The sequence below is a fragment of the Terrabacter sp. 01T434 genome, from assembly GCF_056398545.1.
Genome location: NZ_JBFTPP010000002.1, coordinates 287351 through 312191, shown reverse-complemented (window position 1 = coordinate 312191; position 24841 = coordinate 287351). Strand labels below are relative to the sequence as shown.

Genomic DNA, 24841 nt, shown 5'->3' with positions numbered 1-24841 from the left:
GTCAGTCGAGGTCCTGCACGTCGGCACGGCGTGCGATCGTCGCGGTCGCGCGCCGGCACGCCAGGACGGGCACCCGGGGCACGATCTCGTCGAGGAAGGCGAAGCGTCGCCGGAGCGAGCGGTGGTAGGCGTCGCCGCTCGTGTCGGACACGAGTGCGGTCCACCAGTCGGCGAGGTCGCCCCAGCCCGGCGCCGCGAGCGAGCCGCCGTACTGCTGGAGGGCCAGCCCGGCGCACAGGCTGGCGAAGGTCATCCGCTGCTCGAGCGGCCACTCCGCGAGGGTGCCGACGAGCAGCGCGGCGCCGAACACGTCGCCCGCCCCGGTCGGGTCGACCTCCCGGACGCGCAGCGCGGGGACGCGCGCCTCCTCCCCGGTGCGGGCGTCGATGCCGAGAGCTCCGGCGGCGCCGTCGGTGACGATGGCGACGGGCACCCGGTCCGCCAGGGCGTAGACGGCCTCGGCGGGCGAGCCGGTGCCGGTGTAGGCCATGGCCTCGACGGCATTCGGCATGAACACGTCGCAACGGTCCAGGCGCTCGAGCACGTGCGGCGACCACTGCTCCTTGGGGTCCCAGCCGACGTCGGCGAAGACGAGGGAACCGTTGTCGCGGGCGCGGTCGACCCATGTCGGCCCCGTCGCGCCCCAGACCTCGTCCTCGCCGAGGTCGACCATGACGGCGCGCGAGCGCGGTGGCGTGCCGATCAGCTCGCTGGCCGGTACGGGGGACGGGTGGCCGTGGGAGACCATGCTGCGGTCGCGGTCGACCGACATCGAGACGGTCACCGGGCTGTGCCAGTCGGCGAAGCGGCGGCTCCGGGCGAGGTCGATGCCCTCCTGCTCCTCCAGGGTGCGCCAGCAGAAGTCGCCGTAGTCGTCGTCGCTGAACGCGGCCGCGAGGCCGGTGCGCAGTCCGAGCCGGCGGGTGGCGACGGCAAGGTTGGCGATGCCGCCCGGGCACGACGCGAGCCCGTCGGCCCACACCTCGGTGCCCGGCTTCGGGGCGTGGGGCAGTCCGGCGAAGATCATGTCGAGGAAGACGGTGCCCCAGACGAACACGTCGAGCGACGGCTCGTCGGGGCGACGCAGGGCCGCGAGCGGGTCGAAGGTGTGGTGAAGGGGCACGTCCCCATGATCGCGCATCGTCGTTCACGACTCGCCGTGTTCCCCCGGGCGCGGACGGATTGCTCTCTCGATCGGAGGAGGGCGCGGACGGATTGCTCTCTCGATCGGGGTGGGGTGCGCTCACCCCGCTGATCGAAAGAGCGATCCGTCCGGCGCGGACGGATTGCTCTCTCGATCGGGGCTTGGCGTTGCTGCCGCGTCCTGCCTTGGTACGGTCCGAGGGTGGTGCTGCCATGAAGCTGGTCATCCTCGGCGGGGGCGGGTTCCGCGTGCCGCTCGTCCACGGTGCGCTCCTGCGCGACACCGCCGACCGCCGCGTCACCGAGGTCGTGCTGCACGACACGGACCACGCCAAGCTCGACGTCATGCGAATGGTCCTGTCCGCACAGGCCGCCGACGTCGGCGGCCCGGTCGCGCCACCCACCGTCACCGCGACGACCGACCTCGACACGGCGCTTGCCGGGGCCGACTTCGTCTTCTCGGCGATGCGTGTCGGCGGTCTCGAGGGACGCACTGCCGACGAGCGGATCGCGCTCGACCTCGGGCTGCTCGGCCAGGAGACGACCGGGCCCGGTGGTGTCGGTTACGGCCTGCGCACCGTCCCCGTCGCGCTCGACGTCGCCCGACGCATACGCCGTCTGGCCCCGGACGCGTGGGTCATCAACTTCACCAACCCGGCCGGGCTGGTCACCCAGGCGATGCAGTCGGTGCTCGGTGACCGGGTGGTCGGCATCTGCGACTCGCCGCTGGGTCTCGCCAAGCGTGCTGCCGGCGCGGTCGGGCACGACCTCGACGACCTCGAGATCGACTACGCCGGGCTCAACCACCTCGGCTGGCTCACCGGGCTGCGGCGGGACGGGCGCGACGTGCTGCCGGACCTGCTCGCCGACGAGACGGCGCTCGCGGCGATCGAGGAGGGCCACCTCTTCGGCACGGACTGGCTGCGAACGCTCGGGGCCCTGCCCAACGAGTACCTCTACTACTACTACTTCACGCGCGACGCGATCGCGCAGATCAGGAGCGCCCCGCGGACGCGCGGGGAGTACCTCGTCGCCCAGCAGGCCGACTTCTACTCGGCCGTGGCCGCCTCGCGCGACGACGCCTGGCAGCGGTGGGACGCGGTCCGGCGCGAGCGCAACGCGACCTACATGCAGGAGACCCGCGAGGGCGACGACGGGGCGTCGCACGAGCGGGCCGAGGCGGACGTCGAGGGAGGCGGCTACGAGGGAGTGGCCCTCGCGCTGATGGCGGCGATCGCCCGTGACGAGCCGGCGCGCCTGATCCTCAACGTCCGTGGTGGAGGTGCCGTCGCCGGGCTGCCCACCGACGCGGTCGTCGAGGTCCCGTGCCGCGTCGACGCCGCGGGTCCGGTGCCGCTGCCGGTGAGCGCCCTGCCCGGCCACGCGCTCGGGCTCGCCCAGCAGGTCAAGGCCGTCGACGAGCTCGTCATCCGCGCCGCGGTCGAGCAGTCCAGGTCGCTCGCCGTGGAGGCGTTCGCGCTCCACCCGCTCGTCGACTCGGTCACGGTGGCGCGCGAGGTCATGAGTGCATACGAGCGGCGGCTGCCCGCTTTCTACTGCGCGCTGCGGTGATTGTCGGTTTGCCGTCGAGTCACCCGGAGATGTGTCGCTGGGGGTGCTTCAGGCGCTGAACGCCTCGGTCCCGGGCTCCGTCTTCCGCGCCGTCGCGGAGCGCCAGAGGGGCATGAGCTGGGGCGTGGTCGGCACGTCCACCGGGGTCGGCCAGAGGGACTGACCCCCGGCAACCTGCGGGACGAGCGGGAAGATGATCGCGACGTCGGCCCCGCCCCACGGGGACACCCCCAGCTGAACCCAGCCGCCGCGGCGGGTCGCGACGTCCCGCACGAGGGAGAGCCCGAGACCGGTCTGCGAGAGGTCGTCGCGCACACCGTCGAGGATGTGGGCCACCGGATGCGCGTGATCCTGCCCGGCGGCCGTGCGCAGGGTGTCGGCGCTGAAGCCGCGCCCGGAGTCGGCGACCCCGATGGCGATGGCGTCGCGCATCGGGCGGGCGTAGAGCATCACCGTGTCGTCGTCGCGCTCGGTGTAGCGCAGTGCGTTCTCGACGAGGGTGTCGAGGCAGGCCCGCAGTCGCTCCGGAGAGCAGTCGAGGGTGATCGCCGGCGACTCGACCTGCCAGTGTCGCGGTGCGACGGTAGACCACCGTCGGGCCGTCTGCTGCAGCACGGCGTGGAGGTCGATCTCGATGATCTCGAGGTCGAGCTCCACGCGCATGCTGCGCACGAGCCGCTCGCACACGCGGGTCAGCCGTGACAGCTCCTCGTCGACGACCTGCAGATCCGACAGGTCCTCGCCCGCCGGAGTCCGGTCCATCAGCAGCTCGACGTAGCCGCGGGAGATCATGAGCGGCGACCGCATCTCGTGGGACGTGCGCTGCGTGAGCAGCTCGCGCATCGTCGAGTCCGCGCGCTCGCGGGCCGCGAGGTCGGTGAGGTCCGACAGTGCCTGCTGCCGGCGCCGCACGTGCCAGATCATGAGCACCATGAGCAGCAGCATGAGCGGGATCTCCGTGGTCTCCTGCCAGTCGAGCACTCCGGTCGTGACCCGGTCCGCGAGGATCACCCCGGTCACCCCGGTGAAGAGACCCAGCCCGATCCAGGTGGATCGCCGGCTCCACTGCTCGAGGCCGAAGCAGAGCGCGAAGGCCGCCCAGCCGATGTGGTAGGGCACCGTCTCACTGCCGGGCAGGGCGATCATCGCGGCCGAGCTGAGCGCCGCGACCACACCCCACAGCAGGACCATCCGTTGACGCAGCATCAGGCGTCCTCGTAGAGGCCGTAGCCGACGCCGCGCAGCGTCTCGATCGGGATGTCCTGCCCGAGCTTGGCGCGGATCCGCCCGACGCAGACCTCGACGACGTTGCTGCCGGGGTCGAAGTCGAGCTGCCAGACGTCGTGGAGCAGCTCCTCCCGGTGGCACACCTGTCCAGCGCGCCGCATGAGGTGCGCGAGCAGGCTGACCTCCCGTTCCGTGAGCGAGGCGCTGACCGAGCGGAACGTCGCGCGGCGCCTACCGACGTCGAGGCGTATGCCGCCCACGTCCAGACAGCGGTCGTCGGGCACGCTTCGGGTCAGCCCGACGTTGCGCCGGACGCGAGCGAGCAGCTCGGTCAGACTGAACGGCTTGGACACGACGTCGACGGCCCCGCGGTCGAGCGCCTCGACCCGGGACGCCACATCGGTGACCCCCGACAGCACGATGACCGGCGTCGTCTTCTTGCCCTCGTTCAGTGCGTTAAGCACGGCCAGGCCCCCCAGGCCCGGCATGACCAGGTCGAGGACGACCAGGTCGACGGACTTGGACGCCAGCCGGTCGATGGCTGCACTCGCCGATGCCGCGGTCACCACCGTGTGACCTTGCGACGACAGCGACTTCGCCAGCAGTGTTCGGACTCTTTCCTCGTCGTCTACGACCATCACCGTAGCCATGAGAGACCCCCCTCCCCGATATGCAGGATCAGTATGGGTCGCACCGTCGATCTCGGGACGGAAAAGGGCCACAAGTGGTGCGAGCTGGTGTCCCACACCCGGATGCACCGTCGCATAACGGGCACGAAGATGACAGGTATATGACGGCGGGCTCCCGGAACGGTGACGCGTCCCTGAGGCGACGCCCACCGGATCGGTGACAGTTGGCTGAGCCTGCGACCCGTCTCGGCCGTGCGCCCTGACGACGCCTGCGACGTTCGCGGGACAGCGGGCTCGCACCGAGCCCGCCGCATCACGTGGGGGTTGCCGTGGACGTGTCGAAGCTGCGCAGGCGTTCCGTTTCAGTCATCGCGAGCCTGAGCGCGCTCGCCATCGCCGGAATGGCCCAGGTGGGTGGGCCGGTGGCCACCGCCGCGGCCGCGTCGAGCACGGTGGCCGCACCGGCCACGGCGCCCGCGGCAGTCGCGCCCACCGTCGTGACCGTCGCCAACTGTCCGCCAGGCACTGCTGCCGGGAGCGGCTGCATCTCGCTCGCCGTCGCGAGCGCACGCACGTTGGATCCCACTAGTACGACCTCGCCCCTTGTCCACAAGGGCGACCCCGTCGGCACGTACCAGTGGATGATCAACGAGGACAGCACTGGCGACCCGGGCACGGCCGCCGCGCCGCTCCTCGACCGCTGCCTGCCGTCGCGCGCACCGGGCGGGAGCACCAAGCCGGCCAACCCGGCCGCCGGAGACCCGACCGAGCCGTATGCCGACAGCTGCCCCTGGCCGTCGGTCCGCCCGACGTCGGGGCACTCCAAGATCGTGGCCCAGGGCGACCAGAACGACCTCGCCAAGGCCACCCTGCTCAAGGGCCTCAAGCCCGGCAAGTACCTCATCTCGGTGACCGCCCCCGACTTCAAGATCGACGGCGCCCACTTCAGCGTGGTCGCCGGCCGGCAGACCGCGGTCGAGGTCGGGATGCAGCCGCTGCCGCTGCCGCTGGCGACCATCAAGATCCAGGTCTTCAACGACAACGTCCCGACCGACGGGACCTACGAGGCCGACGCGGAGCAGGGTCTCCGCGGCTTCACCGGCAACCTCTCCGACGTCCTCGGACTGGTGAGCACCGACTACTACGGCAACGCCCTGTGCACCGTGTACGTCCACGACCGGAGGACCGGACGGATGACGTTCGGGGCCGACGGCAAGCCCGTCGTCGACACGAGGCGGTCGACCGGCAAGTGCACGAGCGACGCCCAGGGTGTCATCACGATCCCCAACCTCGGCCCGAACCGCTACGGCGCCACCGTCTCGCCGCCGGTCGGCCAGTCGGGCTGGGTCCAGACGACGACCCTCGAGGGCGGCCACGACCACGACATCTGGGTGCAGGAGGGCGACACCGGCCTCGACACCGAGTTCATCAAGGGGGCCGAGCCGGTCCCGGCCACCCAGTTCGGCTTCGTCCGCGTCAAGGCGATGAGCGTGCCGAGGACGAACCCGCCGACCGGCGAGATCAAGGGCGTCGCCGTCGCCGGCCTGCCCTACATCGGCGGCCAGAACGGCCAGGTCGTCCCCGAGACCGGGTGGGCCGGGGCGAAGTCCGCCGGGCCGATCCCGGCGCCGTGGGTCGCCCTGTCGGACCTCACGGGTGGAGACGCGGCCGTCTACGTCGGTCGGGGCGCCGCCAACGGCTCGTTCGACATCAAGAACGTCCCGGACGGCACCTACCAGCTGACCATCTGGGACGACAACCAGGACTACATCCTGTGGAGCTTCAACGTCGAGGTCTCCGGCGGTGGCCTCGTCGACGTCGGCAACAAGATGCTCGTCGGCTGGTTCACCCACGTGCGCGGCACCGTCTTCGTCGACGACAACGGCAACGGCAAGCGCGACCCCGGCGAGGCGGCGGTGCCCCAGTTCGCGCTGACCGTCCGCGAGCGCGACAACACGCTCATGGACCAGTACACGAACACGGTCACCACGAACGACGCCGGCGTCTACGACATCCAGGAGGGCTACCCGCTCAGCAAGTGGCTCGTCCTCGAGGCGTTCAACACCCGCTACCGGACCACCGGAGTGACCTACCAGGCCGACAACGAGGACTCACCCACGACGATCCTGGGCGGCCTCGTGGACATCAACTTCCTGCCGGTCATCGGCCTCTCCGGGCGGATCGACTGGGGTGTTGAGCCCTACGCGACGAACGACAACGGCGGCATCGCTGCGACGGTCTCCTACGACACGACCCGCAACGAGCTGGACCCCGCAGACGCGGTCAGCGAGGCCTACCAGCCCGGCATCCCGGACGTGAACGTCCACGTCTACGAGTCGGTGCCCTGTGCGGCGACGACGCCCGAGGACATCGCGAACTCGTGCCGGCAGGGCAAGGCCATCGTGCCGATGTCGGTGCCGAACCCTGCCCACGACACCGACCCCTCGGCCCCGCAGACCATCCCGAACCCCGACCCGGAGCGTGGCGCGCTCGTCAAGGGTCCGGAGAAGGACAAGTACACGAGCGAGGAGTGGGCGGCGCCGCGCGGCTGCACGGCTCGCCAGTGGGACGGCACCGAGCTGAGCGACCAGCTCGCCCTGCCCGAGTCCGGAGCAGCGGCCAACAACCTCTGCGTCGAGGCCCCGATGATGGGAGTGCAGGCCGGCCCGTCCGACAGCACGCCCGGGGCCGCCAGCCAGACGGTCAACGGCAACTACGGCTTCGGTGACCTGGCCGCCGGCGACTACATCGTGGCCGTCGACGTGCCCAAGGACCCGGTCGACGGCAAGCCGATGTACCAGGTCACCAAGGAAGAGGACGTCAACGTCTTCGACGGCGACACCTACCTCCCGCAGGAGAACTTCCCGCCGAATGCCACCGAGGCCGCGTCCGACGGTCCCGGAACCGGCAACGACCCGCTGCCGCCGACCCAGCCGCCGTCGCAGGGACCCGGCATCATCTCCCCGTGCGCAGGCCCGCTTCACACCGTCCGCGTCACCAACCCGGCCTTCCAGGCCGGCGGTGGCAGCCCCTTCGAGGGCCAGGACCGGCCGCTCTGCGACTCGAAGCTCATCACCGTGCGCAGCGGGCAGACGGTCGCGCCGAACTTCAACCTCTTCACACCCGTCCCGATCCCGACGCACTTCTGGGGCCTGACGATCAACGACCTCGGCCTGTCCCTCGACAAGCGGAGCGCCAACTACGGCGAGGCCCAGGGCCTGCCCAACGTCCCCGTCGGCCTCTACGACTGGAGCGGGCGACTCGTCGACACCACCCACACCGACTTCAACGGCATGTACGAGGCCCTCGAGCCGTCGACGAGCACCTACAACTGCCCGGTGCCGGCCGGTCCCTGCCCGAACATGTACCGCTTCACCGGCAACGACCCCGGCGGGCCGGGTGACCCGAACCCCGATTACAACCCGGCCTACCGCACCATCAGCACGAACTTCCAGGGCTGGCCCGGCGTCTACACCGTGACCGACACGGCGCCCACCCAGGCAGCCGCGACCGTGCTCGCCCCCGGGACCACCGCGTCGAACCCGGCGCGCTGCGACCTGGGCCTCACCGACCCGCAGCTGCTCGCCGTGGACCACCCGTACGTCCGCCCGACCGGCACGGGACGCACTGTCACCGTCACCGGCAAGGGCTTCGGGGCGACCCAGGGCACCGGCTCCGTCACGCTGACGAACGCCGCGGGCTCGACGGTCACGGGAGCCGCCGTGACGAGCTGGTCCGACACGAGCATCTCGTTCACCGTCCCCGCCGTCTCGTCGACCTCTCGTGGCGCCCTCAAGGTGTCGATCACCAACGGCTCCAAGCGGTCGACGTTCAACGGCATCACGATCTGGAACCTCGGCGCCCAGAACACCGCCTCGGCGGCCTACAACCCGAACGTCGCCGAGGTCGGCCCGGGCAAGCCGTACCCCACGGTCCAGGCCGCGCTCGAGGCGGCCAAGCCGACCTCGTCCGGCAAGTACTGGCTCGTCGTCGTCTGGCCCGGAGCACCCTCTGCGCTCAACCCGCGCGGTGAGTACAACGAGAACGTCATCGTCCACCACCGCGTCGCCATCCAGGGTGTCGGCCCCGGCGGCTTCATCCCGCAGACGGACGGCTCGCAGAAGTGGATTGCCGGCTCGATCATCGACGGCTCCGGCTTCAGCCCGGACCTGCCCGGCGGCACGGCCTGGCTCAACCTGCTCGGCTCGCTCACCTACAGCGGCGAGCTCGACGTGCCGGACGCCGCGACGATCACGGTCCTCGACGACCCGCGCGGCACTGGGTCCGACGCGGCCTACCCCGTCGCCATCGACGGCCTGCAGGTCACCGGCGGAGCCCAGACCGACTTCCCCGGCAACGTCAACGTCCTCACGGGCGGCACCAAGACGCCGTACGGCGCCACGGGTGCCCTCGTGACCCAGGGCGGCGGCATCTACCTCCACAACAACAACCGCAGCACCCGGATCACCGACAACCTCATCGTCGGCAACAGCGGCAGCTACGGCGGCGGCATCCGGGTCGGCACGCCCTACACGGGTGACAACCGCAACTACGACACGGTCATCGCCGACAACCAGGTGCTCAACAACGGCGGGACCAACCTCGCCGGCGGCATCGGACTCTTCACCGGAAGCGACGGCTACAAGGTCCAGCACAACGCCATCTGCGGCAACTTCTCCGCGGAGTACGGCGGCGCCCTGACGGCCTTCGGCTACATGAGCAACCCCGGCTTCAGCAACGGCGGCACGATCAGCGGCAACACCGTCTGGTTCAACAGCTCCTACGACGAGGGCGGCGCGATCATGCTCGCCGGCGAGCTGCCGGCCACGCCGACCGGACTCAGCCCCGGCACGGGCTCGGCGACAATCGACGGCAACGTCATCGACGCCAACCTCGCGAGCGACGACGGCGGCGGCATCCGACTGCTCCAGGTGGCCGGCACGCACGTCACCAAGCTGGACCCGCAGACGATCACCATCACGAACAACACGATCACCAACAACGTGTCGGCCCACGAGGGTGGCGGCATCGCCCTCGACGACGCGCCGTTCGTCAACATCGTCGACAACACCGTCGCCGGCAACATGACGACGGCGACGGCGGTCACCTCGGACGGCCTGCCAGCCCCCGCGGGCCTTTCGACCGGCCCGAACAGCGATGTGCTCATGGCTCGGCTGAACAGCAACGGCCTGACGGGCTTCAGTCTGGTGCGCACGAACGGGCAGGCGACCTTCAGCAAGCCCGTCCTGCTCGACAACGTCTTCAACGACAACCGGGCCGGCACCTACATCGGCGGCTACGTCTACGGCATCGGCGGCACCCTGCCCGACGGCAGCACCAACTCCGTCAACCCATGGGACATGGCGGTCGTCGGCGGCCCGGGCTCTCTCCACCCCGTCGGTGGTCTGATCCAGACGACGGCGGGCACCGACGGGGGAGCCAACGTCACCGTCACCGACACCCCCGGGTTCAAGGACCCGACGCCCGAGCTCACCGTGACTGTCCTGGCCGCTCGCACCTTCCCGGCCTTCCGGGAGGCGGCCATCGTGACAGCCCTGCTGCCTCCACAGCTGCGGGCCGACTACCACCTCTCCGGGGCGGGCGCGGCGGCATACGGCAAGGGGCGCGGGACCACGTCGGTCACCTACGGCAGCCAGACGATCCTGGGAGTTGCCATCCCGTGGACCGTCACCGTCGCTGCACCACTGCGGGACATCGACAACCAGGCGAGGCCGACCGTCGTCGGCACCAGCCGGCGGTTCGACTCCGGCTCCGACCAGGTCGGACCGTGATGCCTCGCCACTCACTGCCCCGGGGCGTGACACCTCCTCCCAGAGAGGTGGCCTCCCCCCGCGCGCCCCGGGGTCCTCACCGTCCCGGCTCCCCGATGGGGATGCCGAACAACCACACGCTCACCAAGCACACCCCGATGGACCGGTGCACCGGTCGATCCGACCAATGGAGCAGACCATGAACGACGAGAGCAGCGTCTTCACCGCAGCCGCCACCTCAGCGGACCGTGCGGGACTCGGGCGACGGGCTGTCATCCTCGGGGGCGCCGGGGCGCTGGGCGCGGCGGTCCTCGGGTCGAGGGTGTCCTTCGGGAGCGCCGCGGCCATGCCGAGGGTCGTCACGCCACGCGCGACGACGCCGGGCCCGCGCAAGACGGTGCACCTGGCCGGCACGGACGGCTGGGTGAGCATGCCGGCCGGCTCGCCCCATGACCTGCCCTTCTACCCCGACTCGCTGGCGCCGAGCCCCTTCGACACCTACGTCTTCGGGTTCCGTGACGTCACGGGGTTCTCCGACGCGCAGGTCGCGGCCACTCGCGGGAAGGCGCAGATCAGCGCGCCGATGCTCGCCTTCGACGAGGGCGACGACATCACCATCACCCTGACGAACCTGGGTCTGCTCCAGCGGCCCGACCTCTTCGACGGCCACACCCTGCACTGGCACGGGTTCGTCAACGCCATCCCGCTCTTCGACGGTGTCCCCGAGCTGTCGCTGTCGGTGCCCATCGGACGCAACCTGTCCTACTTCTATCGGCCCCACGACGCGGGGACGTACATGTACCACTGCCACTTCGAGGACGTCGAGCACGTGCAGATGGGCATGACCGGCATGGTGTTCGTGCGGCCGGCCCAGAACAAGACGCCGGTCAACGGGCACCCTGTCGGCACGAAGTACGCGTACAACGACGGCGACGGCAGCACCCGCTACGACCGCGAGTTCGCGTTCATGATGACCGAGCTGTGGTCGGCCGCCCACTACCGCGACGCCCACATCCAGGTCAGCGACTGGACCGACTACGCCCCCAGCTTCTGGCTGCTCAACGGTCGCGGCTACCCCGACACGATCGCACCCGGGGGTGACCCGACAGCGTCCGCGGCCGGCCGCCTCCAGTACCAGCCGATCAGCTCGCTCATCACGTGCAACGTCGGGGAGACGGTGCTGCTGCGGCTGTCGAACCTCGGCTACCAGAACCACGCCATGACGCTCGACAACGTCGACATGACGGTGATCGCCAAGGACGCGAGCCTGCTCCGTGGCCGCGACGGCACGTCGAACTACCAGGCCACCAACAGCGTCGACGTCGGCCCCGGGGAGAGCCGGGACGTGCTCCTCACCCCGACCAAGCCCGGCGAGTACCTGCTCTACGACCGGACCCACGGCCTCACCGGGAACGGGGGCGCAGCCGGACTCGGCGGCATGATGACCGTCCTTCGCGTCGGCGCCGCCGGGACCTACGGCCCCCAGATCCAGCCCAACACCTGACGACCCGACGAAGGGATGATCATGCGACTCAACAGATCACGTGGTGCCCGGACCCGGGTGCCGCTCAAGACCCGGATCCGCGGGCGTGCACCGGTGGTGGTGGGCGTGGGTGCCGTCGTGGCCGCCACCGCCTTCGGCGCCACCTCGGGCGCGCAGGCCGCGACGTCCGAGGGCCTGCTCTGCGAGAAGGGCAACCAGGGGACGTTCTCGCTGACGGCCCGGGACGGCTACGTCTCCACCCCGGACGGCAACTCGATCTACTCGTGGGGCTACAGCCTCAGCTCGGGCCACTTCCAGCTGCCCGGCCCGGTCCTCTGCGTCACGTCGGGCCAGACCGTCACCGTCGTCCTGCACAACGAGCTGCCCGAGGCGACCTCGATCGTCTTCCCGGGCCAGAAGGGTGTCACGGCGGACGGCAACGCGGCCCAGCCCCAGTTCGACGCCACCTCACACGCGCTGACCTCGATGGTGCAGCCGGCGGCCGCAACCTCGGGCTCGGTCACCTACCAGTTCAAGGCAGGGTCACCCGGCACCTACCTCTACACGAGCGGCACCGACGTCACGAAGCAGCAGGAGATGGGCCTCTTCGGTGCCCTCGTCGTGCGCCCCGCCGCCGCTGCCGGCCAGGTCAACGACCGAGCCGACTCGGTGTTCAACCCCCAGCACGAGTACGTCTTCCTCCTCTCGGAGATCGACCCGGACGTCCACCTGGCGGTCGAGCGCAAGCAGCCGGTCGACTGGACGGCCTACAACGCGCGCTACTACATGATCAACGGCCGCAGCATGCCCGACACCCTCGCGCCCAACAACGCGTCGTGGCTGCCCAACCAGCCGTACGGCGCCCTCGTGCACATCAAGCCGTGGGACGCAGCCACCAACAAGGACCCGGCCGTCATCCGCTACCTCAACGCCGGCCGCGTGAGCTTCCCCTTCCACCCGCACGGCAGTGACGAGCGGGTCGTCAACAAGGACGGGCACGCGCTCGTGGGCACCTCCGGCCAGGACCTCTCGTACCTCAAGTACGACCTCGACGTGATGCCCGGCCAGACGGTCGACGCGCTCATGGACTGGCGTGACGTCGAGCACTGGAACGCGACGACGAACCCCGTGCCCACCCAGCTGCCGGTCATCACCGACCAGCTGCTCGTCGGCACCGACACGTGGTTCAACGAGAGCCCCTACCTCGGCCAGCAGGGCTCGTTCCCCTCGAACATCACGGTGAACAACGAGTGCGGCGAGTACTACCACGTGGCCCACAGCCACGCGCTCCAGCAGGCGACCAACTACGGCGCAACCTTCGGCGGCATGATGACGGTCTTCCGCATCGACCCGCCCGCCGGTTGCCCGGTGAAGTGAGGCGACTCCGATGACATCTCGACCCAGCCTCCGGCTCCGTCTCGGCGCCTCCGCCGTCGCTGCCGCGCTCGCGACTCCCGCTCTCGCCGCCACGACTGCGTATGCCGTCGCGCCGGCCTCCGGGCCCACCTCGGCCGCCGCCGTGGCACCCGCCACGGCTCCCGCGGCAGCACCCGCTGCCGCGGTCGGCAAGCTGACGCCGACGACGCCCGGCTGCACCGTGACGCCGGCGTCCGCACCCGACCCCGAGACCGTCTCGTGCGACCTCTGGGCCAAGCCGGGGACGAACGAGTTTCTCTCGCAGTCGATCCCGATCTGGGGCTACTCGACGACCGAGGCCGGGGCGGCCACCGCCCCCGGTCCGGTCATCGTCGCCCGACAGGGTGACCGTGTCGTGCTGACGCTGCACAACGGACTCACCGAGCCGACGTCGCTCGCGCTGCCCGGGCAGCCCGCGGCGTCCATCAGCGAGGGCCTGTCCACCACGGCGGCGACGCCGGGTGTCGCGCCCGGCGCCACGGCGCGCTACACCTTCACGGCCTCACGGGCCGGAACGTTCCTCTACGAGGCCGGCCACACCGCCGGTGGCGCCCGCCAGGTGGCCATGGGTCTCGCTGGTGCGCTCGTCGTGCTCTCGACGGACGGCACGGCATACGGCCAGTCCTACGACGACGAGGCGGTGCTCGTGCTCAGCGAGATCGACCCCGCCCTCAACGCCGACCCGGCCAAGTTCACCGACCTGCGCGAGTTCAAGCCGAAGTTCCGGCTCATCAACGGCAAGCCGTTCCCCTCGACCGACCCGGTCGCGACGGACCAGGCACACAAGGTGCTGCTGCGCTACGTCAACGCGGGGACGGAGCTGCACCCGATGAGCCTGCTCGGCGGGGAGCAGCAGCTGCTCTCGCACGACGGGCACGCCCTCGGCTCGCCCGAGCCGTCCGTCGTCGCCGCGGTCGACCCCGGCGTGACGATGGACTCGCTCGTCACGATGCCGTCCGGCCCGGAGGCGAAGCTCGCGCTCTTCGAGTCGGCCGCCCAGCTCGACAACGGCGGCCAGGCCGCGGGCGTCGACCCCACGTCGGTCGCCTTCGGTGGCATGCTCACCTTCCTCGACACGAACGCGCCGCCGCCGAGCACCGATGTGGTGGGCCCGGCCTCGACTGCGGTCGGTGTCACGCCGAACCCGGCTGACGGCACGGGAGCGGTCACCGTGACCGCCACGGTGACCGACGCCAACAGCGGCGGATCGGCCATCGACCAGGCGGAGCTCGTCGTCGACGACGACGTCGCGACGGTCGCAGCTGGCACGAGCACCATCAAGATGACCGGCACGTTCGGCAGCACCTCGGCAGTCGTGTCGGGCACCATCCCGGCCAGCGCGACGCCGACGCAGTGCAGCTCCGCGACCCCGCCGGTCGACCTGCACTGCCTCAGCTCGAGCAAGCACACGATCTACGTCCGCGGCCACGACGCCGCCGGCAACTGGGGCGTCGTCGGCTCGGTCATCCTCAACCTGGCCAAGACCGGCCCGCAGACGATGGCTGGGACGGTCACCCCGAACCCCGCCAACGGCACGGGCAACGTGACGCTCAGCGCCACCGGCGACGACACCGCCGCCGGCGGCCAGATCACAGGAGCTGAGTACTTCATCGGCGCACCGGGCGTCGACGGCCAGGGGATCCCGATGACGCCCAACCGCCAGGCCACGAAGGTCGCGCTCACCGCCACCGTCCCGGCGGCCACGGTGCTGGGGGTCGGCGAGGGCACGACGCACCTCTTCGTCCACAGCCGCAACAGCCAGAACATCTGGGGCCCGCCGCTCGACGTGCCACTGGTCGTCGACGTCACGGCTCCGCGGGTCAACGCAGCCTCGGTCGGGCCCAACCCGACCAACGGGGTGCTCAGCTCGAAGGCCTACCCCGGCTACCTCGTCGTCTCGACCGAGGTCGAGGACCGCGACGCCGGCGGTGCCACGCAGAGCAACATCACCGGGGCCGAGGCCTTCCTCGACCCGGGAACGGCACCCGTCTCGGGCAAGGGGCTCACGCTGATCGCGGTCGACGGCGCCTTCGACTCACCGAAGGAGCAGGCCTACGGCCTCATCCCGCTCACCCAGGTCACGTCGCTCAACCCGGCCGTCCCCCACTTCGTCAACGTCCACGCCAAGGACGCTGCCGGCAACTGGGGCAGCCTCACGGCCGACAACGCCGCGGTGCGCCTGATCATCGACAAGACCGCCCCGGTGCTCGGAGCGCTCACCGCGACTCCCAACCCGACGAGCGGACCCAGCGTCGCGCTGATGGGAGCGGTCACCGAGACCGTGCCGAACTACGTCGGACCGCGGTTCCAGGCTGCGGAGTACTGGATCGGCACGACCGACCCGGGGGTCGGCAAGGCCACCCGCCTCACCACGGTGTTCGACGACGGCGCCAACGCCGGCGCAGAAGTTCCTGTGACGGGGCTGCCGAACGGCGCGTACACCTTCCACCTGCGCCTGCAGGACGCTGCGGGCAACTGGAGCAACGCCTCCACCGCCACGGTCACCGTGGTCCGGCCCAACCTGATCTTCAGCGACGGGTTCGACACCGCGCTGTCGACCTGGTCGGCCCGGTTCAGGGCGGTGGCCGGCACGACGGCGGCCGGCATCCCCGCCGGCGGCGGCAACGTGGGACTCGCAGCAACGGTGGGAGCGCGCAACACGCCGGCGTACGTCGTCGACGACACGCCGCTCAACGAGTCGACCTACCACGCCCAGTTCTCGTTCGACCCCAACACCCTGACCACAGGCGCCAGCGGCACGGCCTGGGCGACGGTCTTCGAGGGGCGGACGACCACCGGGCAGGCCTTCGCGGTGCAGTACCACCGCGTCGGCACCGGCGCCACCGCTGGACAGGTGCGGATCGTCATGAGCGTCCTGAACCGCAACCGGATCGCCACCACGACCGGGCCCGCGGTGAACCTCACCGCCGGCGCGCACGCGGTCAAGGTCGACTGGGTCCAGGGGACGACGGGGGGCACGTTGAAGCTGACCGTCGACGGTGTCCTGCGCGACACCCGAACCGGCAACAACTCGGGCACCGCGATGCAGGTCCAGTCGGCTCGTCTGGGCGTCATCGCAACCACCACCAACACGTCGACCATGGCGGGCACGGCCTGGTTCGACAGCTTCATCTCGACCCGGAACATCATTCCCTGATCCGGTCCCACCTCGTGCCGGGGTCACCTGCCCGTGACCCCGGCCGGCAGCATCGGAGGGCAGTCCGAATGAGCATCACCACAGCAGTCCCGCCCGGCCCGTCACCGGCCGACGCCGACGGCTCGTCCCGGCGCACCAGCCGGGATGGGCGGTCGCGCACGGCGCTCGCCGTCGTCGCCGTTCTCGTCGTCGCCGTCCTCGGCCTCCTCGGAGCCCGGGCCCTGCGGGCCGGGGACGACGACCCGGGCCGGCCGGTCCCGCAGTCCGCCGAGATGGAGACCGCCCTCGGCGTGCGGATGTCCCGTGTCGCCGTGGTCGGCGACGGCGGCCTCGTGACCCTGAGCTACGTCGTCCTCGACGTCGACAAGGCCACGCGGTTCCAAGCCGACACGAAGCACCCGCCGGTGCTCCGCAGCGAGGCTCGCGACGGCTCCACGAGCCGGGTCTCGATCATGCGCCAGGGTCACATCAACCGTGCAGGCGCCACGTACTACTTCGTCTACCAGAACACCGGCGGCGCGCTCCGCGCCGGTGAGGACGTGACGATCGAGTACGCCGGCCTGCGCCTCGAGCACGTCCCGGTGCTGTGATGGGCGCGCGCCGGCTCCTCGTGAGCCTGGGAGTGGCCATCGGCACGGCCCTGGTCGTCGGACTCGGAGCATCCCCGGCCTCGGCCCACGCCTACCTCGCCTCGAGCAGCCCCGCCGACGGCGGGAGCCTCGCCGCCGCGCCGCGGACGATCGAGCTGCGCTTCACCGAGCACGTCGTCCTCGAGGCGACCGAGATCACCGTCACCGAGCCGAACGGCCACCAGCTGGCCCTGTCCGGCCTGAGCCTCGTCGAGAGCGACGAGGACCGGGAGGCGCCGTCGACCGTCGTTGCGCCGGTGCCACCGCTGGGCGTCGGCGCCTACCACGTGTCGTGGAGCACGCTGTCGAGCGACGACCTCCACAGGTCCACCGGCACCTTCGCCTTCGGCGTCCAGAGCGAGGTGCAGGCGGCCGGCCCGAGCGAGACGAACCCCGACCTCTTCGAGCTCGTCGGCCGGTGGGCGGTCCTCGCCGGTCTGGGTGCCGGTCTCGGTGCCGTCGTCGTGGGCCGTCTCCTCGGCCGGCTCCCCGTCGACACGGGTCGTATGCCGCGGGCCTGGCTGCGCCGTCAGGCCGCCCGGCTCCTCGTGGTCGCGACGGGGGTCGCGCTCGCCGTCGCCCTCGTCGACCTGGTCCGGTTCGGGTCCGGGGCCTTCACGACGGGCTACGTCGTGCGCTGGGGACTGCGCGAGCTCGCCCTGCTGGGTGCCGCGTTCGTCCTCGGCAGGCGTCGTGGCAGGCGTCGTGACAGCCGTGGTGGCACGCGTCGTGACGAGCTCGCCGCCGCGACATTGCTTGCCGGAGCCGGGCTGCTCACGGTGAGCATCGGTCACTTCGGTCTGCGCGGGGGCGCGACGTGGGTCATCACCTCCACGGCGCACCTCGTCGCCGCACTCCTGTGGGCCGGCTCCGTGGCTGCGCTCGCCCTCCTCGGTGTGCGGTCGGTCCGGCTCGGGCTCTCGCGGGGGGAGGTCCGCACGGTCCTGCGGGGCTTCCGCGTGCCGGCGACGGTCTCGGTCGTCGTCATCGCCGTCTCGGGCATCTACCTCGCCAGCGACGTCGTCGTCTCGGTCGACGCCGTCCTGCTGACGACGTACGGCCGCGTCCTGCTCGCCAAGGTCGCGCTGGCGGGCCTCGTCGGGCTCATCGCCCTGGTGACGACCCGGCTCCTGCACACTCGGCGGGTGCAGGAGCGGGCCGCCCGGGGGCCGCTCGTGGGGGTGGAGGCCGTCGGCCTGCTCGTCGTCGTCGCCCTGGCCGGACTCCTGGCCACCGGGCAGCCCGCCGTGTCGCCGCGCCTGGTCACCGAGCAGGCACCGAGCGTCATCGACGACCGCCCGGTCGCCGACCTGCAGCAGACCCTCGCCCTGCGGCCGAACCGGCCGGGGTCGAGCGTGGCGCTCATCGACGTCCTCGACACCCGGCGTCCTGCTCCCGGTCCCGTCACCGGCGTGTCCCTGACGGTCCGTGGCGTCCCGTCGGGCGGCGGCAGCGCGACGACGACGACCGGTGCGACCGCCGTGGCGGCGACCGCGGTCACGGCGTCCCGGTGGTCGGCGGCGCTCGTCCTCCCGTCGAGCGGGCCGGTGGACATCGACGTCGTCGTGCACCGCCGGGGCGTCGACGACGTCCACAGCACCGTGCGCTGGGTCGTGGGCCAGAGCAGCTCCGACCCCGCAACGGTCGTCTCCCGGGCCCCGGTGTCCGCCCTGCTCGCGTGGAGCTCGGTCGTGCTCGCCGTCGTCGCTGCGCTGGGAGCCGTCCTGCTGCTGCGGAGGCGGCGAGCACGTGCGACACCGTCGCGAGTTCGTGTGCCTCGAGCTCGCGAGGCAGACGATCCCGCGCCCCGCGACCCCGCGGTGGTCACGCACGCCGGCTCCCACCGGTGATCGGGACACGCGCCGCGGCGGCCTCCCTCGCCGTGGCCGCGATCCTGCTCGGCACCGGCTCGGCCGCCATCGCGGCCGACCGGCCCGCCGTGCCGACACCGACCCCGACGCCCTTGCTGTCGCCCTGGGCCCAGGGGGGCGTCACGCCGTCCGCGTCCGGCAGTGGTGCCGCGCCAGCCGGGTCGAAGCCTTCGTCCGGTCCCGGATTCGGTTCCGTCGCAGGCGATCTCGTGCTGCCGGTGTTCGACGAGATACGGGTCGCGGCCGTCCTCTCGGTCGAGCGCGTGACCCCGGTGGCCGACGTCGAGCTCGAGCCCGGCGGCGGCTCGAGCAGCAGCCCGACGCCGTGGCGCCCGAAGGCAGACCTCCAGATCCCGGTCGCCGCGGCGGCGGCACCGAAGGCCACCACGAACCAGACCCGGCTGTCCGACGACGAGATCATCTGGGCGGCATACGCCTCCGCGGTCGAGCGGGAGCGCAGCTGCCACCTCCCCGTCATGCTCCTGGCGGCCATCGGTGAGGTCGAGTCGTCGTCCCTGCGGGGACGCATGCTCGACGCGACGCACGACGCCGTGCCCCCGGTGCGCGGGCCGGCCCTCTCGGGCGGCGCGTTCTCGGCGATCCGGGACACCGATGGTGGCCGCTACGACGGCGACCCCGTCTGGGACCGCGCGGTCGGCCCGATGCAGTTCATCCCCGGCACGTGGCGGATCTGGGGAGCCGATGGCAACGGCGACGGCGTCGCCGACCCGCAGAACATCGAGGACGCGGCGCTCGCCGCCGCCGGCTACCTCTGCGCCGGGGGCCGGGACCTGTCGCGGCCGGCGGACCTGCAGGCCGCGGTCCTGTCCTACAACCACTCGCAGCAGTACCTGTCGACGGTGCTCGGCATCATGCAGGCGGTCGACTCCGGGCAGCTCGCCGGTCCCTGAACGCAGCCCGTCCGGGGACGGATGACGCACCTCCGGGGCGTCCGGGGCGCCCGCTGAGCGTGGCCGGGGGACGAAGGTGCGTCATCCGTCCCTTTCGGGGAACTTCCTGGCCTATTCCCACCACCGCGGTAGGAAAGGCCCGGAGTGTGGACCACCCCCAGCGGCGAATAAGCAGCGGTTATACATTCGATTACATGACCGTCACCGAGACTTCAGGCCCCGCGGGCCGTGCGGCCACCCGCCCGCCCCGCGGCGACCGCTCCAACGGGCAGTGGAAGGTCGACGGCCCCGCGCCGCTCAACGGCAACGAGACGTGGAAGCAGGAGGACAACGGCCTCAACGTCCGCGAGCGCATCGAGCAGACTTACTCGCGCGAGGGCTTCGACTCGATCCCGACCCAGGACCTGTCGGGCCGCTTCCGCTGGTGGGGGCTCTACACGCAACGCCGCCCCGGCATCGACGGCGGCCGCACCGCGCAGCTGAGCGACGACGAGCTGAGCGACCGCTACTTCATGATGCGCGTGCGCAGCGACGGGCAGGCGCTCACGCCGGAGCGGCTGCGGGTCCTCGGCGGCATCTCCACCGACTTCGCCCGTGACACCGCCGACATCACGGACCGGCAGAACCTCCAGTACCACTGGGTCGGCATCGAGGACGTGCCCGAGATCTGGCGGCGCCTGGAGTCCGTCGGCCTGCAGACGACGGAGGCCTGCGGCGACACCCCCCGTGGCTTCCTCGGCAGCCCGGTCGCCGGCGTGGCGGCCGACGAGATCATCGACCCGACCCCGGTCATCGCCGCGATCACCGAGAAGTACCTCGGCGACCTCGACCTGTCCAACCTGCCGCGCAAGTTCAAGACCGCCATCACCGGGCACCCGAGCCTCGACGTCGTCCACGAGATCAACGACATCTCGCTCGTCGGCGTCGTCCACCCCGAGCTCGGCCCCGGTTACGACCTCTGGGTCGGCGGCGGCCTCTCGACCTCGCCCCGGCTGGCCGAGCGCATCGGCGTCTTCGTCTCCGAGGAGGAGGCCGTGGACGTCTGGCACGGCGTCATCTCGATCTTCCGCGACTACGGCTACCGCCGGCTGCGCAACAAGGCACGCCTGAAGTTCCTGCTCGCCGAGTGGGGTCCGGCCAAGTTCCGGGAGGTGCTCGAGACCGAGTACCTCGGCCACCCGCTCCCCGACGGACCGCCGCCGGCACCCGCCACGGGCCCGGGCGACCACGTGGGAGTGCACCGGCAGAAGGACGGCAACTTCTACGTCGGGGCGACGCCCACGGTCGGCCGCATCAGCGGCACCCTGCTGACCGGCCTCGGCGATCTCGTCGAGTCCTACGGCGCCAGCGCCGTGCGGCTCACCGCGCACCAGAAGCTCGTCGTGCTGGGCGTCCCCGCCGACCGGGTCGACGCCTTCGTGACGGACCTCGAGGGGCTCGGCCTGACGGCCCGACCCAGCCCGTTCCGTCGCACGACGATGGCGTGCACCGGCATCGAGTACTGCAAGCTCGCCATCGTCGAGACGAAGCAGACCGCCACGGCCGCCATCGCAGAGCTCGAGGACCGGCTCGCCGACCTCGTCGAGGACGGCTCGCTCGATGCGCCGATGCTGCTCAACGTCAACGGCTGCCCCAACTCCTGCGCCCGCATCCAGACCGCCGACATCGGCCTCAAGGGCCAGATCATCACCGTCGACGGCGAGCAGCAGCCCGGCTTCCAGGTCCACCTCGGCGGTGGGCTCGCGTCCCACGACCGCGACGAAGCGGGTCTCGGTCGCACGGTCCGCGGTCTCAAGGTCCCGGCCACGGAGCTGCCCGACTACGTCGAGCGCGTCGTGCGCTCCTACGTCGCCGGGCGCGTCGACGGCGAGACCTTCGCCGCCTGGAGCCACCGAGCAGAAGAAGGAGCCCTGCAGTGAGCGGCACCCCCACCTCCACCCGTGTCACCCTGGCCACCCCGACGGTGCCGCGCCGGCGCCGGAGCGAGGCCGCGCTCAAGGCCGTCGTCGACGACTTCAACGCCACCCTGGGTGCCGACCCGCGGCGGGAGCCGACGGCCGACGAGGTCGCGGCGTGGGCAGCCTTCCACTTCGACGGCACCCTCGCGGTGGCCTGCTCGATGGCGGATGCCGTGCTCCCGCACGTCGTGTCGCGGTTCGCCCCCGGGGTCGACGTGCTCTTCCTCGACACGGGCTACCACTTCTCCGACACGCTCGTGACCCGCGACATCGTCGCCGAGGACCTGCCGATCACCCTCGTGAACGTCCTGCCCGAGCTCACCGTCGCCGAGCAGGACGAGAAGTACGGCGCGCGGCTCTACGAGCGCGACCCGGCCCTGTGCTGCCAGATGCGCAAGGTCGAACCCCTGGCGCGGAGCCTCGGGACCTACGAGGCGTGGGTGACGGGCGTGCGCCGCGAGGAGTCGCCGACCCGCGCCGAGACACCCCTCGTCTCCTGGGACGAGAAGAACGGTCTCGTCAAGATCAACCCGATCGCCGCGTGGACCTTCGACGAGGTCATCACGTATGCCGAGGAGCACCGGGTCGAGGTCAACTCGCTCCTCTCCGACGGCTACCCGTCCATCGGCTGCGAGCCGTGCACCCGCCGGGTCGCGCCCGGCGAAGACCCCCGTGCCGGCCGCTGGGCCGGCTTCGCCAAGACCGAGTGCGGACTCCACACATGACGACGACCGTGAACCCCACTGCAGCCCAGGCCATCTCGCCAACCGCGCTCGACGCCGAGACGGGCCGGCCGGCATACCGCAACGGGGCGGACGACCGGCGGCTGAGCCAGCTCGACGTGCTCGAGGCGGAGGCGATCCTCGTCATCCGCGAGATGGCCGGCGAGCTCGAGCGTCCCGCGCTGCTCTTCAGTGGTGGCAAGGACTCCGTCGTCATGCTGCACCTGGCGACGAAGGCGTTCTGGCCGGCGCCGATCCCCTTCCCGGTGCTGCACGTCGACACCGGCCACAACTTTCCCGAGGTGATCGCCTACCGCGACGAGACGGTCGAGCGTCTCGGTCTGCGCCTCGTGGTCGCGAGCGTGCAGGACTACATCGACGACGGCCGGCTGCGTGAGCGCGCCGACGGCACCCGCAACCCGCTCCAGACCGTTCCGCTGCTCGACGCCATCGCCGAGCACCGGTTCGACGGCCTCTTCGGCGGTGCCCGGCGCGACGAGGAGAAGGCGCGCGCCAAGGAGCGGATCGTCAGCCTCCGCGACGAGTTCGGTCAGTGGGACCCGAAGAACCAGCGCCCCGAGCTGTGGAACCTCTTCAACCCCAGGCACCGTCCCGGCGAGCACGTCCGAGTCTTCCCGATCAGCAACTGGACCGAGGTCGACATCTGGCGCTACATCGAGCGTGAGGACATCCCGCTCGCGCCGCTCTACTACGCCCACGAGCGCGAGGTCTTCCACCGGGACGGCATGTGGCTCGCCGTCGGCCCGGTGAGCCAGCCCCGTGACGACGAGCCGGTCGAGACCCGGCTCGTGCGCTACCGCACCGTCGGTGACATGTCGTGCACCGGGGCCGTCGAGTCCCCGGCCCGCACGAACGCCGACATCGTCGTCGAGGTGGCCGCCTCCACGCTGACCGAGCGCGGCGCCACGCGCGCCGACGACCGGATCTCCGAAGCCGCCATGGAGGACCGCAAGAAAGAGGGCTATTTCTGATGGCTGCCACGCTGCTGCGCCTCGCGACCGCCGGGTCGGTCGACGACGGCAAGTCGACCCTCGTCGGGCGTCTGCTCCACGACACGAAGTCCGTCCTGTCCGACCAGCTCGCCGCCGTCGAGCGGGTCAGCCGGGACCGCGGCCTGACGGCCGCCGACCTCGCGCTGCTCACCGACGGCCTGCGCGCGGAACGCGAGCAGGGCATCACGATCGACGTCGCCTACCGCTACTTCGCCACGGCCAACCGCTCGTTCGTGCTCGCCGACTGCCCCGGCCACGTGCAGTACACGCGCAACACCGTCACCGGCAGCTCGACGGCCGACGTCGTCGTGCTCCTCGTCGACGCCCGCAAGGGCGTGCTCGAGCAGACCCGACGCCACCTCGCCGTCACCGCACTGCTCCGGGTGCCGCACGTCGTCGTCGCCGTCAACAAGATCGATCTCGTCGACTTCTCGCAGGAGGTCTACGAGCGGGTCGAGGCCGAGGTGCAGGCCGTGGCCCGCGAGCTCGGCGTCGTCGACGCGATCGCCATCCCGGTCAGCGCCCTCGACGGCGACAACATCGCCGAGCGTTCCGAGCGCACGCCGTGGTACTCCGGGCCCAGCCTCCTCGAGTTGCTCGAGGCCCTGCCGCCGTCGGACGACCCGTCGCACGAGTCCTTCCGACTCTCGGTGCAGCTCGTCATCCGCCCGCAGGGTGCGGCGCGCGACGACGCCCACCGCGACTACCGGGGGTATGCCGGCCAGGTGGCCTCGGGCGTGGTGCGTGTCGGTGACGACGTGGTGGCCCTCCCGTCGGGGCGGCGCACGACCGTCGTCGGCATCGACCTCGGTGAGCAGCCGCTCGACGAGGCCTTCGCACCGCAGTCCGTGACGCTGCGCCTCGCCGACGAGATCGACCTCTCGCGCGGTGACGTCATCGCCGCCGTGGCCGACGCGCCCGAGCCGACCCAGGACATCAAGGCCGTCGTCTGCTGGCTCGGTGATGCTCCGCTGCGTCCGGGCCAGCGGCTGTTGCTCAAGCACGGGTCGCGCACGGTCCAGACCGCCGTCCGTTCGCTCGACGGCGCCCTCGACCTCGACGGCCTGCACACCGTCGCGTCGGATGCCTTGTCCCTCAACGACATCGGGCTCGTCACGCTCCGCCTCGCGTCGCCCCTTCCGGTCGAGAACTACTCCGACTCCCGCCGCGGCGGCTCGTTCCTGCTCATCGACGCCCACGACGGGCGCACCGTCGCCGCCGGCATGGTCGGCGCGACGCTCCCCACGGCGGCACCCGCGCCGACCGAGCCGGAGGGTGATGAGGAATGGGACATCTGAACCCTCACGCTCGGGGGGCTCCGCCCCCCGAGTTCCCCCCG

15 protein-coding genes are annotated in these 24841 nt (G+C 71.4%); 12 read left to right on the top strand and 3 right to left on the bottom strand.

The annotated features are described in order from the left end of the window. Window position 1: 1 nt before the first annotated feature. The gene (locus AC1DIW_RS06690) at window positions 2–1141 is read right to left on the bottom strand and encodes a carbohydrate kinase family protein (RefSeq protein WP_442278485.1); all 1140 of its coding nucleotides are present in this window, start codon (window positions 1139–1141) and stop codon (window positions 2–4) included. A gap of 215 nt (window positions 1142–1356) precedes the next feature. Between AC1DIW_RS06690 and AC1DIW_RS06685 the strand changes: the two genes are divergently transcribed. After that, window positions 1357–2715 (top strand): 6-phospho-beta-glucosidase, encoded by a 1359-nt coding sequence (locus AC1DIW_RS06685; protein ID WP_478106948.1) that lies wholly within the window; start codon window positions 1357–1359, stop codon window positions 2713–2715. A 48-nt stretch (window positions 2716–2763) separates the two neighbouring features. Here AC1DIW_RS06685 and AC1DIW_RS06680 read toward each other — a convergent pair whose 3' ends face one another. Continuing rightward, a complete protein-coding gene (locus AC1DIW_RS06680) occupies window positions 2764–3921 on the bottom strand; it encodes a sensor histidine kinase (protein ID WP_478106947.1) in 1158 nt (385 codons plus the stop codon). Then, window positions 3921–4580: a response regulator transcription factor gene (locus AC1DIW_RS06675; RefSeq protein ID WP_478107073.1), complete on the bottom strand. Its 660-nt coding sequence runs from the start codon at window positions 4578–4580 to the stop codon at window positions 3921–3923. Before AC1DIW_RS06675 ends, AC1DIW_RS06680 begins: the two co-directional genes overlap by 1 nt. A gap of 320 nt (window positions 4581–4900) precedes the next feature. On the opposite strand from AC1DIW_RS06675, the gene AC1DIW_RS06670 reads away from it, so the two are divergent. From AC1DIW_RS06670 to AC1DIW_RS06620, 11 genes are all read left to right on the top strand, one after another. Beyond that, window positions 4901–10363: an IPT/TIG domain-containing protein gene (locus tag AC1DIW_RS06670; RefSeq protein ID WP_478106946.1), complete on the top strand. Its 5463-nt coding sequence runs from the start codon at window positions 4901–4903 to the stop codon at window positions 10361–10363. A gap of 178 nt (window positions 10364–10541) precedes the next feature. Beyond that, window positions 10542–11846 carry a multicopper oxidase domain-containing protein gene (locus AC1DIW_RS06665; protein WP_478106945.1) on the top strand — a complete coding sequence of 435 codons (1305 nt, stop codon included), beginning with the start codon at window positions 10542–10544 and terminating at the stop codon, window positions 11844–11846. 21 nt (window positions 11847–11867) lie between these two features. Next, window positions 11868–13202, top strand: a complete 1335-nt coding sequence (locus AC1DIW_RS06660; RefSeq protein WP_478106944.1) for a multicopper oxidase domain-containing protein — start codon at window positions 11868–11870, stop codon at window positions 13200–13202. A gap of 10 nt (window positions 13203–13212) precedes the next feature. Next, entirely contained in the window at window positions 13213–16398 is a 3186-nt protein-coding gene (locus AC1DIW_RS06655; protein WP_478106943.1) for a multicopper oxidase domain-containing protein, read from the top strand. Window positions 16399–16466: 68 nt separating this feature from the next. Then, window positions 16467–16988, top strand: a complete 522-nt coding sequence (locus tag AC1DIW_RS06650) for a hypothetical protein (protein WP_442278493.1) — start codon at window positions 16467–16469, stop codon at window positions 16986–16988. Then, on the top strand, window positions 16988–18877 hold the full coding sequence (locus AC1DIW_RS06645; RefSeq protein WP_478106942.1) for a copper resistance CopC/CopD family protein: 1890 nt from the start codon (window positions 16988–16990) through the stop codon (window positions 18875–18877). The genes AC1DIW_RS06650 and AC1DIW_RS06645 overlap by 1 nt, the downstream gene beginning before the upstream one ends. Continuing rightward, window positions 18874–19809 carry a lytic transglycosylase domain-containing protein gene (locus tag AC1DIW_RS06640; RefSeq protein WP_478106941.1) on the top strand — a complete coding sequence of 312 codons (936 nt, stop codon included), beginning with the start codon at window positions 18874–18876 and terminating at the stop codon, window positions 19807–19809. Before AC1DIW_RS06645 ends, AC1DIW_RS06640 begins: the two co-directional genes overlap by 4 nt. Before the next feature lie 194 nt (window positions 19810–20003). Then, the gene (locus tag AC1DIW_RS06635) at window positions 20004–21728 is read left to right on the top strand and encodes a nitrite/sulfite reductase (RefSeq protein WP_478106940.1); all 1725 of its coding nucleotides are present in this window, start codon (window positions 20004–20006) and stop codon (window positions 21726–21728) included. Beyond that, complete coding sequence (locus tag AC1DIW_RS06630) at window positions 21725–22492, top strand: phosphoadenylyl-sulfate reductase (RefSeq protein WP_478106939.1); 768 nt, start codon at window positions 21725–21727, stop codon at window positions 22490–22492. The genes AC1DIW_RS06635 and AC1DIW_RS06630 overlap by 4 nt, the downstream gene beginning before the upstream one ends. Next, window positions 22489–23481 carry a sulfate adenylyltransferase subunit CysD gene (cysD, locus tag AC1DIW_RS06625; RefSeq protein ID WP_478106938.1) on the top strand — a complete coding sequence of 331 codons (993 nt, stop codon included), beginning with the start codon at window positions 22489–22491 and terminating at the stop codon, window positions 23479–23481. The genes AC1DIW_RS06630 and cysD overlap by 4 nt, the downstream gene beginning before the upstream one ends. Continuing rightward, a complete protein-coding gene (locus tag AC1DIW_RS06620; RefSeq protein ID WP_478106937.1) occupies window positions 23481–24800 on the top strand; it encodes a sulfate adenylyltransferase subunit 1 in 1320 nt (439 codons plus the stop codon). Before cysD ends, AC1DIW_RS06620 begins: the two co-directional genes overlap by 1 nt. Window positions 24801–24841 lie beyond the last annotated feature (41 nt).